We start from the raw sequence: 11,625 nt of genomic DNA on the forward strand, positions 1-11,625 counted from the left end.
GACCTATGCGGCCTTGCTTGCCTCAAGAAAATCCTGCGCAAACCGCTGCAGCACACCACCGGCTTCGTAAATAGAGACTTCCTCCGCGGTATCCAGCCGGCAGATCACCGGCACCTGCAGCTGCTCGCCATTACGCCGATGGATCGAGAGTGTCAGCGTGGCGCCTGGGGTGCGCTCACCGGAGACATCGAAGGTCTCGCTGCCATCGATACCCAGACTCTTGCGGTCGGTTCCAGGTTTGAATTCCAGCGGCAGCACGCCCATGCCGATCAGGTTGGTGCGGTGAATGCGCTCGAAGCCCTCGGCCACGATCGCTTCCACGCCCGCCAGCCGCACGCCCTTGGCGGCCCAGTCGCGCGAGGAGCCCTGGCCGTAATCGGCGCCGGCAACGATGATCAGCGGCTGTTTGCGCGTCATGTAGGTTTCGATCGCCTCCCACATGCGCAGCACCTGGCCTTCCGGTTCCAGCCGCGCCAGCGATCCTGCCTTCACCTGTCCATCGACCACGGCCATTTCGTTGACCAGCTTGGGATTGGCGAAGGTAGCGCGCTGCGCGGTGAGGTGATCGCCGCGATGGGTGGCGTAGGAATTGAAGTCTTCTTCCGGCACGCCCATCTGCGCAAGGTATTCGCCGGCCGCACTGCTGGCCAGGATCGCATTCGATGGCGACAGGTGGTCGGTGGTGATGTTGTCGCCCAGTACCGCCAGCGCCCGCATCCCGCGCAGGCTGCGCGCACCGGCCAGCGCGCCTTCCCAATACGGCGGGCGGCGGATATAGGTGCTTTGCGGGCGCCAGTCGTACAGCGGGCTCACGCGGAGTCCCTGCCCCACGCTGCGCTTGAACATCGGGTCGTAGACGCTGCGGAAATGCTCCGGCTTGACGCTGCGCGCTACCACCGCATCGATCTCCGCATCGCTTGGCCACAGATCCTTGAGCGTCACCGCCACGCCATCGGCGTCGATGCCTAGCACATCCTTTTCGATATCGAAGCGCACCGTGCCGGCGATGGCGTAGGCAATCACCAGCGGTGGCGATGCCAGGAACGCTTGTTTGGCATACGGATGGATGCGGCCATCGAAGTTGCGGTTGCCCGACAACACCGCTGTCGCATACAGATCGCGGTCGATGATCTCCTGCTGGATCGCCGGATCCAACGCCCCGCTCATGCCGTTGCAGGTGGTGCAGGCGAACGCCACGATGCCGAAGCCCAGCTGCTCCAGCTCGCTCAACAGGCCGGCTTCTTCCAGATACAGCTGCACCGCTTTTGACCCCGGCGCCAGCGAACTCTTGACCCACGGCTTGCGGGTCAGGCCGCGCGCATTGGCATTGCGCGCCAGCAGGCCGGCGGCGATGACATTGCGCGGGTTGGAGGTATTGGTGCAGGAGGTGATCGCAGCGATGATCACCGCGCCATCGGGCATCTGTCCCGGCACCTCGTCCCATTGCCCCGCGATACCGCGCTGCGCCAACTCACTGGTCGCCACGCGCTTGTGGGGGTTGGAGGGCCCGGCCATGTTGCGCACAACGCTGGATAGATCGAACTGCAGCACGCGCTCGTAGTGCGCCGTCGCCAGGTCGTCTGACCACAGGCCGGTGTGGCGCGCGTAGGTTTCCACCAGCGCCACCTGCGCATCGTCGCGACCAGTCAGTCGCAGGTAGTCGATGGTCTGCCGGTCGATGTAGAACATCGCCGCGGTGGCACCGAATTCCGGCGTCATGTTGGAAATGGTGGCGCGGTCGCCAATGGTCAGCGCACTGGCGCCGGCGCCGAAGAACTCCAGGTACGCCCCTACCACGCGCTGCTGGCGCAGGAACTCGGTCAATGCCAGCACGATGTCGGTAGCGGTGATGCCCGGCGCAGGCCGGCCGGTCAGTTCCACGCCGATGATGTCCGGCAGCCGCATCCACGAGGCGCGCCCCAGCATCACATTCTCCGCTTCCAGCCCGCCCACACCCACAGCGATCACGCCCAGCGCATCCACATGCGGGGTGTGGCTGTCGGTGCCCACGCAGGTATCCGGAAACGCCACGCCGTCCAGTGTGTAGATCACCGGCGACATCTTCTCCAGATTGATCTGATGCATGATCCCGTTGCCCGGCGGAATCACTTCCATGTTCTCGAACGCGCGCTTGGTCCACTCGATGAAGTGGAAGCGGTCGGCGTTGCGGCGATCTTCCACATCGCGGTTCTTGGCGAACGCCTGCTTGTCGAATCCTGCGTATTCCACCGCCAACGAATGGTCCACGATCAGCTGCACCGGCACTACTGGGTTGACCTGCGCCGGGTCGCCGCCTTGTTCGGCGATGGCATCGCGCAGGCCGGCCAGGTCCACCAGCGCGGTCTGCCCCAGGATGTCGTGGCAGACCACACGCGCCGGAAACCATGGAAAATCTAGGTCGCGCTTGCGCTCGATCAACTGGCGCAGATAGGCCTCCAGCATCTGCGGCTGCGCGCGTCGCACCAGATTTTCGGCGTGTACGCGCGCGGTGTACGGCAATGCCGCATACGCGCCGGGCTGCAACGCATCGATGGCGGCACGTGCATCGAAGTACTCCAACGACGTGCCCGGCAGGGGCTTGCGGTACTGGCTATTCATGGCTGGCGATATCACAAAGCGGGCGGGGTCCGTTGCTGTTGTTGTTGCTGCTGCTGTTGTTGCTGTTGTTGCTGTTGTTGTTGCTGCTGCTGTTGTTGCTGGCACTGCTGTTCACCACGTACTGCTCGCCACGCTCCTTTCTCCCGCAACGCGGGAGAAGGTGCCCGAAGGGCGGATGAGGGCGAGTCGCACGCAGCGGCTTTCAAGAGCGCTGATCCAGCGGCACAAACACCTGATCTTCCGGACCGGTGTAATTGGCCGAAGGCCGAATGATCTTGCCGTCCACGCGCTGCTCGATGATATGCGCGCTCCAACCTGCAGTGCGCGCCAGCACGAACAGCGGCGTGAACATCGCCGTCGGCACGCCCATCATGTGGTAGCTGACCGCACTGAACCAATCCAGGTTCGGGAACATCTTCTTGATGTCCCACATCACCGTTTCCAGGCGTTCGGCGATGTCGTACATCTTGCGGCTGCCCTGCTCATCGGACAGCTCGCGCGCCACGTCCTTGATCACCTTGTTGCGCGGGTCGGACACCGTATACACCGGATGACCAAAGCCGATCACCACTTCCTTGCGTTCCACACGCGCCTTGATGTCGGCCTCGGCCTCGTCCGGCGTGTCGTAGCGCTTCTGCACTTCGAAGGCCACTTCGTTGGCGCCGCCATGCTTGGGGCCGCGCAATGCGCCGATACCACCGGCGATGGCGCTGTACATATCGCTGCCGGTGCCGGCAATCACGCGACATGCAAACGTGGAGGCGTTGAACTCGTGCTCGGCATACAGGATCAGGCTGGTGTGCATTGCACGCACCCACGAGTCCTTCGGCGCAAACCCGTGCAGCAGATGCAGGAAATGCCCACCGATCGAATCGTCGTCGGTCTCCACATCAATGCGCTTGCCGTTATGGCTGTAGTGGTACCAGTACAGCAGCATCGACCCCAGCGAGGCCATCAACTTGTCGGCGATGTCGCGCGCGCCCGGATGGTTGTGATCGTCCTTTTCCGGCTGCAGGCAGCCCAGCACCGAAACGCCGGTGCGCATCACGTCCATCGGATGCGCCGACGGTGGCAGTTGCTCCAGCGCGGCCTTCACCGCGGCGGGCACGCCACGCAAGGAACGCAACTTGGCCTTGTAACCGCGCAATTCGCCGCTATTGGGCAGTTTGCCGTGCACCAGCAGGTACGCGATCTCCTCGAACTCGCTGGTGGTTGCCAGATCCAGGATGTCGTAACCGCGATAGTGCAGATCGTTGCCGCTGCGCCCCACGGTGCACAGCGCGGTGTTGCCGGCGGCAGTGCCGGACAGGGCAACGGATTTTTTTGGCTTGAAACCGGGAATGGCGGTGTCGTTCATGCGATGAGCTCCCAAGCGGTGGCGTGTTGCGATGTCACTGAGGATTGACCAGGTGGACGCAGCAAGCGGCGATCATGCGCCTTTGCGCGCAAACAGTGCATCCAGGCGTTGTTCGTAATCGTGGTAGCCGATGCGCTCATACAGCTCTTCGCGCGTCTGCATCGTTTCCAGCACCGCTTGTTGATGGCCGTCGCGCCGGATGGCGGTGTAGACGTCCTCGGCAGCCTTGTTCGCCGCGCGAAATGCCGACAGCGGAAACAACTGGATCGCCACACCGGCAGCGGCCAGTTGATCGCGGGTAAACAGAGGCGTCTTGCCGAACTCGGTGATGTTGGCCAGCACCGGCACGCCCACCGCATCGACAAAACGCTTGTAGGTCTCCAGGTCGTAGGCGGCCTCGGCAAAGATGCCGTCGGCGCCCGCTTCCACGCACGCGATGGCGCGCTCGATCGCCGCGTCCACGCCTTCCATCTGGATGGCATCGGTCCGCGCGATCAAAAAGAATGCCGGATCGATCTTGGCATCGGCCGCCGCCTTGACCCGGTCCACCATCTCGCCCTGACTGACGATCTCCTTGCCAGGCCGATGCCCGCAGCGCTTGGCGCCGACCTGGTCTTCGATGTGGCAGCCGGCCGCGCCCGCCTTGATCAGCGATTTGATGGTGCGCTCGATGTTGAACGCGCTCGGCCCGAAGCCGGTGTCCACGTCCACCAGCAGCGGCAACGCGCAGACATCGGTAATGCGGCGCACATCGATCAGCACGTCTTCCAACGTATTGATGCCCAGATCCGGCAGCCCCAGCGAACCCGCCGCCACGCCGCCGCCGGATAGATAGATGGCCTTATATCCGGCACGTTGGGCCAGCAGCGCATGGTTGGCATTGATGGCGCCGATGACCTGTAGCGGCGACTCGGCAGCCAGCGCCGTGCGGAAGCGGGTACCGGCGGAAGAAATGGGCGAGGACGTCATGGCGATTCCAGGGATGGGATGTTGGGATAAAGCGCAAACACCATGCCAATCGTAAGTGCTTGATTGCAATAAAGCATGCACGTCCATCGTTGCAGATATGAAACGATTGACGCAACATGAAACACCCATACAACACGCCAACTCCCATGCGTAGCCCCGCACCTGCAGCGCTGGCCGATACATCGCCTCCGGTGATCTGGACCGTCAGCGTGTCGCGGCTGACCGGTCTGCTGGCCGATGTCATCCCCGAATTCGACCAGCGCGCACGCATCGAGCAGATCAACCTCGGCTTTGCCGATGCAGTGGACGTCATCGGCCAGCGCCTGCGCCGCGAGCGCTGCGATGCCCTGGTCGCCGGCGGCTCCAACGCCGCCTACCTGCGCAGCCGGCTCGCGCTGCCGCTGGCGCCGATCCAGGCCACCGGCTTCGACCTGATGGAAGCGTTGGCGCGTGCGCGCCGTATCGCCCCACGTATCGGCGTGGTCACCCATGCCTCCGACGTGCCCTCGTTTCGCGCGTTCCAGGACAGTTTCGATCTGGACATCGAGCACCGCCGCTTCGTCACCGCCGAAGACGCGCGCGACCGCATCGCCGACCTGCGCGCCGGCGGCATTCAGGTCATCGTGGGCACCGGCATGGCGATCGATTTCGCCGAGCAGGCCGGCCTGCCGGGCGTGCTGCTGTATTCGGCCGATTCGGTCCGTCACGCGCTGGAAAACGCCATCGCCCTGGGCAACGCCTCCAGTCAGGAACGCCCGACCGCCCGCAGCAACGCACGACGGCTGCGCCGCAGCGAAACCCTGCTCGGCGACGACGCGGCAATGGTGCATGTCCGCGAGCTGGTGCAGTTGTATGCGCCGCACACCGGCACCGTGCTGATCAGCGGCCAGACCGGTACCGGCAAGGAGTTGGTGGCGCAACAGCTGCATGCAGGCAGTCGCCGGCGCGGCCGCTTTGTCGCGATCAATTGCGGCGCCATCAGCGAATCCTTGCTGGAAGCGGAGCTGTTCGGCTACAGCGATGGCGCCTTCACCGGCGCACGCCGCGGCGGCCACACCGGCCTGATCGAAGCCGCACAGGACGGCACGCTGCTCCTGGACGAAATCGGCGACTTGCCGATGCCGCTGCAGACGCGCCTGCTGCGTGTCCTGGAAGAACGCGAAATCCTGCGTGTCGGCGCTACCGTGCCAATTGCCGTGGATGTGCGCGTGATCGCAGCCAGCCTGCAGGATCTGCATACGCTGGTCGAGCAAGGGCGTTTTCGTCGCGACCTGTTCTACCGTTTGACCGCACTGCGCATCGCCCTGCCGCCGTTGCGCAATCGCTCCAACGACATCGCGCTGCTGCTGACGCACTATTTTCAGCAACTGGGCAGCATTGCATCGCCCTTGTCGCCCGCAGCGCTGCAGCGGCTGCAGCAACATGCATGGCCGGGCAATGTGCGCGAGCTCCGCAACCTGGTCGAACGCTTATGCATTCACTGGAAGGCGCAAGCGCAGGGCCACCTAAGCCTGGAACAACTCCAACGCTGGGCGCCGGAACTGTTTGACGCACACACCGTCCCTGCACCGCAGGTCCACACCGAGCTCGCAGCATCCCGCCTGCAGCTTACCGCCACAGCGGTGCGTACGGCCCTGGAACGCGCCAACGGTAACCGCGCCCTCGCCGCCCAGACGCTCGGCGTTTCACGCACCACCTTGTGGCGCTGGATGCAGGCACAGGCAGTGGCGCCACCGTACTGAACATTGCACGTTAGCTCGGCTTCCGCCCGGGGAAGCCATGAGTGCTGATCTCCAGCGATTGATTCACTACTGCACGCAGCTGAGCGCGCGACGATCAGCGCGCAGGCGGCGATGCAGCGGTTACTTGATCCGCGTGTACTCAGTATCGCCCGTGCTCAGACGACCCGTCGCCTCATCGATCGCGTAGTTGAGCGTGCCGCTACCACTGGACACCTGCAGCACCCCCTTGGTCAGCAGCGCCGGATAATTTCGGGTCCGGACCCCGCTGCCGAACAACTCCGGCGTGGTGTCGCGAATGATGAAGCTCTCGCCATTGTGCTCGATGCTCAGCACATTCTTCTGCGACTTCACATTGACCCACTTGCCCACATACTGCTCGCCAACATCGCGCGCGCACCCGGCCAACAGCAACATCGCAACCAGCGCACTTCCAAGCAGCGTCTTCATCGCCACTCCATCTCGACCCGGGCCTTGCAGGATGGCAAGTCCCTGTCGAGCCCGCAAGGCATCGACCCTAGCGAAAAGTGCTTACCTACGGCGTCTATCGAAACGCAACGCAGGCGTACGCTTCACAGCGACACCGGCCAGGCATTCATGACCGGTGCGATCGATAAAGCCCAGCGCCAAGCCACGCAGATCGCAGGCCCTGATCGAACGCACAAAGACGAACATCGCCGTGCCCTTCGCCAAGGCGATCGACCGCACCGCAGGGCCGCTGGGTTCGCGGCAGTGACTGCCGAGCAGTCGATTCAAAGAAGGCTGGCGCGCTGCCGTATCCACAGTCCCCACGGCAGCAGCTATCTTGCGACCATAAAAAAACCGGCTGTCGCCGGTTCTTTATCTGACACTGAATGCATGGTGGGCGGTACAGGGTTCGAACCTGTGACCCTTGCCGTGTGAAGGCAATGCTCTACCGCTGAGCTAACCGCCCGGTGACGCGAGCCGCACATTATAGGGTAGCTGCGGCAATCGTCAACAGGTGTCTATCTGGGCAGGTCGCGTGCCCGCGCCGCAGCCATATCGTCCTTGCTGCGCGCGCGTCTGCAATGGGTTCGCCCGCACTGCAGCGCATCCACAGCATGCCGGATTGGCCGCGCCCACGGCCCCGGGTCACATCGTATGGGTGGGCTTGTCCGAAGTGGTCAGGCCGGCCAGCAGGGTTTCGATCTTGTTGCGCACCGCCTCGCCTTCGGGGCCATCCGGAAACTGCACGCCGATGCCGGCGGCGCGGTTGCCCTGCGCGCCCGCAGGCGTGGTCCAGATCACCTTGCCTGCCACCGGCAGGCGTTCGCTGGAATCGGGCAGGGTCAGCAGCAGGAAGACTTCGTCGCCCAGCATGTAGCGCTTGGGGGTGGGCACGAAGATGCCGCCACCTTTGACGAACGGCATGTAGGCGCTGTAGAGCGCCGGCTTGTCTTTCAACGCCAGCGACAAAATGCCTTGGCGTGCATTCATTGCACTCATCGAGTTCCCCTAGAACGTGGCTGGCGCTCTCCTTCGCGCCAGGCCAGCAGCAATTCCGTCACTGCCAGGTCGGCGCGGACGGTGGTGCGCAGCAGATCGCGCGTGCGATTGGCGGCGTCGAACCAGGTCGCCAGCTTGTGCAACCGCGACGGATCGGTCAAGCCGGCCGAGGCCTGTGCCAACGCCAGGTCGGCCGCATGCCGCAAACGCTGATCGGCCTGACCGTCGTTGGTCCAGCGCTGCGCAATCTCCACCGCACCAACGCGGCCGCTGGCGATCTGCTCCAGGTCCTGCGCCACTGCGCGACGTACCGCCAGGCCATCCTCGCGCAACCACTGCGCGGCAAGACCGGGATGGCCGCGCGCAGCCTCCAGTGCGTCCTGCGCGGCGCGCTCGCTGACGCCTTGCGCCAGCAGCCAGGCCAGCGCTTCGTGCGCAGGCGGCAGCTTGAATTCCAGACGCTGGCAGCGGCTGCGGATGGTGGCAGGCAACCGCGCCGGCTGCGCACTGATCAACCACAGGTAGCGCCCCGGCGAGGGTTCTTCCAGGGTCTTGAGCAAGGCATTGCAGGCCGCGCGATTGATCGCATCGGCCGGGTCGACGATCACCACCTGGGCGATGCCGTACTGCGGCGTCAGCGACAGCTTCTGCGAAATCTCGCGCACCTGTTCGATGACGATCTCCGTCCGCAGCTTGTCGCCGGTGCGATTGGGAATGAACGAAATCAGCTGCAGGTCCGGATGGGTACCGGCGGCGATCAATTGCCGGGTGCGCTGCGCCAGCGCCGGGTCCGGCGAGCTGGCCAGCACGTGCTCGGCCAGGGCCAGCGCGACTTCGCGCTTGCCCAGCCCTTCCGGGCCGCAGATCAGCAGCCCGTGTCCGAGCCGGCCGGCATCCAGCGCCGCCACGGTCTGGTCGAAGGCGCGCTGCTGCCAGGGCGAAAACGCGGCGGTCATGGCGTGGGCTCCTTCTGCGGCAGGGTCGGCTCGCGGCGACGCTGCAGATAACGCGCCACCGCAGCGTTGTGTTCGGCCAAGGTGGCCGAGAAGGCGTGGGCGCCGGTGCCGTCGCCCACCGCCACGAAGTACAGCGCATCGCCGGGGGCCGGGCGCACCGCTGCCAGCAGCGCCTCGCGGCCGGGCATGGCGATCGGCGTCGGTGTCAGGCCGGTGCGGGTATAGGTGTTGTAGGGCGTATCGGTGGTCAGGTCGCGGCGGCGGATGTTGCCGTCGTAACTGCTGCCGATGCCGTAGATCACGGTGGGGTCGGTTTGCAGCTTCATGCCCAGCTGCAGACGACGCAGGAACACCCCGGCGATCAACGGCCGCTCGCTGCCCAGCGCGGTTTCCTTTTCGATGATGGAGGCCAGGATCAGCGCCTGCTCCGGCGAGGTCAGCGGCACGTTGGGCGCGCGCTGCTCCCAGGCCTGCGCCAGTGCCTTGTCCATTGCCGCGTGGGCGCGCTTGAGCACATCCAGATCGCTGTCGCCGCGTTGATACAGATAAGTCTCCGGCAGGAAGCGGCCTTCCGGATGCTGGTTGGCAACCCCCAGCCGCGCCATCAGCGCGGCGTCATCCAGTGTGCCCAGGGTCTGCTGCAACGGCGTGGCGGTCGCCAGTGCGGCACGCAGCTGACGGAAATTCCAACCTTCCACGATGGTGAAGCGGTACTGGATCACCCGCCCCTGGCGCATGCGGCCGAGCAATTCGCGCGGCGACAGGGCCGGCGCCAGTGCGTATTCGCCCACCTTGAGTTTGCCGGCCGCATCGACCTGACGCGCCAGCAGCTGCCATTCCAGATCGGTGCCCTGCGCAATGCCGGCCTCGCGCAATTTGCGCAAGGTGGCCTTGAGCGAATCGCCGGGCGCAATCACCACGCTGGGCGCGGTGGCGCTCACCGGCGTCTGCGCGAAGTGCAGGTAATGCCGCCATGCCACCAGAGCGGCAATCGCCAGTAGCGCTGCAAGCAGCAATGCCGTGCCCAGCACGGCCAGACATCCGCGTTTGCCAGTCACCGCCACACCCACCTCGTCATTGCTCCATCGCCGCGCAGGATACCGCGCACCGGTGATGTCCCGTTGAAGCGCTCATGTCCGCTCGATCGCGCGCAGCACGCCACGCGCCTTGGCGCGGGTTTCGTCCAGCTCGCGTTGCGGGTCCGAGTCCACCACGATGCCGGCCCCGGTGCGGAAGCAGACCTGGTTGCCGGCCACCTCGGCGGTGCGGATCAGGATGTTCAGGTCCATGTCGCCATCGCGATTGAGCCAACCGAACGCGCCGGTGTAGGCGCCCCGCGCGGTCTGCTCCAGCTCGGCGATGATCTGCATGCAGCGCACCTTCGGGCAACCGGTGATGGTGCCGCCCGGGAACACCGCCGCAATCACCTCGCCCGGGGTGACGCCGGCACGCAGGCGACCGCGTACGTTGCTGACGATGTGGTGCACGTGCGCATAGCTTTCCACCGCCATCAGCTCATCCACCTCCACCGTGCCCGGCGCGCAGATCCGGCCCAGGTCGTTGCGTTCCAGGTCGATCAGCATGACGTGCTCGGCGCGTTCTTTCGGGTGGCCGACCAATTCGCGGATGCGTGCCGCGTCGTCGTCGCCGGCAAAGCGCGCACGGGTGCCGGCGATCGGACGCGTCTGCACCACATCGCCCTGCACCGACACCAGCCGCTCGGGCGATGAACTCACCACCGCGCGACCGGCCGCCACGAACACACCGGCGAACGGCGCCGGGTTGGCCGAGCGCAACCGGGCATGCAGCGCCGCCGGATCCACCGCAGCGGCAAACCGTGCATTCCAGGCCCGCGAGATATTGGCCTGGAACACATCGCCGGCATGCAGGTAATCGAGCACCCGCTGCACCGCATCGGTAAAGCGCCCGGGTGCGTCTTCCTCCACTGCCTCCGGCCCCGCCCAGGCCGGCAACGGCGGCAGCGCGGCGCAAGCGCCGATGTCGTCGACGATACGGGCCAGCAGATCGTCGCGACCCGGTTCGGCCAGCGCGATGCAGCGCCCTTCCACGCGGTCACGCAACACCGCCGCCGGCGCACGCAGGGCCAGCGCGCTCGGCAGGCGGTCGGTGCGCACAGGCAGCTGCAGGATTGGTTCGACCTGCGCGGCCAGTTCGTAATCCAGCAACACCGCCCAACCGCCACGAAACGGCCATACGCTGCTCGCATCGCGCGGCACCCGTTCGGCCTGCCAGGCGGCGTCCAGCGCGTCCAGGAAATTGCTGTCGATCACCCGCCCATCGCCATCGCGCGTGCGCCCGTCCGGATCCAGCCGCAGGCTGGCGCCGTCTGCCAGCAACAGCACGTCCCAGCGCCCATGCTCGGTGCCGGAGGCGGTGGATTCCAGCAGCGCCGGATAGCGCTGCGGCGCCAGCCGGTGCAGCGCCAGCAAGTCGATGTCCGCGTGCAGTGATCGGGTGAGCGTCATCGGTCCGGGGTGGCGTGGGATACGAAAGCGCGCCGCCCCTGAGAAAGGCAGCG

10 protein-coding genes and 1 tRNA gene are annotated in these 11,625 nt (G+C 65.5%); 2 read left to right on the top strand and 9 right to left on the bottom strand.

The features are described from left to right. Positions 1 to 3: 3 nt before the first annotated feature. On the bottom strand, positions 4 to 2,598 hold the full coding sequence (gene acnD / locus FHY19_RS11710) for a Fe/S-dependent 2-methylisocitrate dehydratase AcnD (protein WP_259166241.1): 2,595 nt from the start codon (positions 2,596 to 2,598) through the stop codon (positions 4 to 6). A 32-nt stretch (positions 2,599 to 2,630) separates the two neighbouring features. On the opposite strand from acnD, the gene FHY19_RS11715 reads away from it, so the two are divergent. Beyond that, complete coding sequence (locus FHY19_RS11715) at positions 2,631 to 2,777, top strand: hypothetical protein (protein WP_259166242.1); 147 nt, start codon at positions 2,631 to 2,633, stop codon at positions 2,775 to 2,777. Positions 2,778 to 2,800: 23 nt separating this feature from the next. Here FHY19_RS11715 and prpC read toward each other — a convergent pair whose 3' ends face one another. Together prpC and prpB are read right to left on the bottom strand one after the other, a co-directional pair. Then, entirely contained in the window at positions 2,801 to 3,955 is a 1,155-nt protein-coding gene (gene prpC / locus FHY19_RS11720) for a 2-methylcitrate synthase (RefSeq protein WP_259166243.1), read from the bottom strand. 72 nt (positions 3,956 to 4,027) lie between these two features. Next, complete coding sequence (prpB, locus tag FHY19_RS11725; protein ID WP_259166245.1) at positions 4,028 to 4,924, bottom strand: methylisocitrate lyase; 897 nt, start codon at positions 4,922 to 4,924, stop codon at positions 4,028 to 4,030. Positions 4,925 to 5,070: 146 nt separating this feature from the next. Between prpB and prpR the strand changes: the two genes are divergently transcribed. Further along, positions 5,071 to 6,666 (top strand): propionate catabolism operon regulatory protein PrpR, encoded by a 1,596-nt coding sequence (gene prpR / locus FHY19_RS11730; protein ID WP_259166381.1) that lies wholly within the window; start codon positions 5,071 to 5,073, stop codon positions 6,664 to 6,666. A gap of 120 nt (positions 6,667 to 6,786) precedes the next feature. On the opposite strand, the gene FHY19_RS11735 is transcribed toward prpR, so the two are convergent. The 6 genes from FHY19_RS11735 to FHY19_RS11760 all read right to left on the bottom strand — a co-directional run bounded on the left by FHY19_RS11735 (position 6,787) and on the right by FHY19_RS11760 (position 11,572). Further along, positions 6,787 to 7,113, bottom strand: coding sequence for a hypothetical protein (locus tag FHY19_RS11735; protein ID WP_046963165.1), 327 nt, complete (start codon positions 7,111 to 7,113; stop codon positions 6,787 to 6,789). Positions 7,114 to 7,522: 409 nt separating this feature from the next. Further along, positions 7,523 to 7,597, bottom strand: a tRNA-Val gene (locus FHY19_RS11740). Between the two features lie 179 nt (positions 7,598 to 7,776). Further along, positions 7,777 to 8,130 carry a PilZ domain-containing protein gene (locus tag FHY19_RS11745; RefSeq protein ID WP_003483889.1) on the bottom strand — a complete coding sequence of 118 codons (354 nt, stop codon included), beginning with the start codon at positions 8,128 to 8,130 and terminating at the stop codon, positions 7,777 to 7,779. Next, complete coding sequence (locus tag FHY19_RS11750) at positions 8,127 to 9,086, bottom strand: DNA polymerase III subunit delta' (protein ID WP_259166247.1); 960 nt, start codon at positions 9,084 to 9,086, stop codon at positions 8,127 to 8,129. The genes FHY19_RS11745 and FHY19_RS11750 overlap by 4 nt, the downstream gene beginning before the upstream one ends. After that, positions 9,083 to 10,156 (bottom strand): endolytic transglycosylase MltG, encoded by a 1,074-nt coding sequence (gene mltG / locus FHY19_RS11755; RefSeq protein ID WP_259153096.1) that lies wholly within the window; start codon positions 10,154 to 10,156, stop codon positions 9,083 to 9,085. Before mltG ends, FHY19_RS11750 begins: the two co-directional genes overlap by 4 nt. A gap of 60 nt (positions 10,157 to 10,216) precedes the next feature. Next, positions 10,217 to 11,572 carry an aminodeoxychorismate synthase component I gene (locus FHY19_RS11760; RefSeq protein WP_259166248.1) on the bottom strand — a complete coding sequence of 452 codons (1,356 nt, stop codon included), beginning with the start codon at positions 11,570 to 11,572 and terminating at the stop codon, positions 10,217 to 10,219. Positions 11,573 to 11,625 lie beyond the last annotated feature (53 nt).

Origin of the sequence: Xanthomonas sp. 4461, from assembly GCF_024806475.1 — a bacterium.
Classification (GTDB): Bacteria; Pseudomonadota; Gammaproteobacteria; order Xanthomonadales; family Xanthomonadaceae; genus Xanthomonas; species Xanthomonas arboricola_F.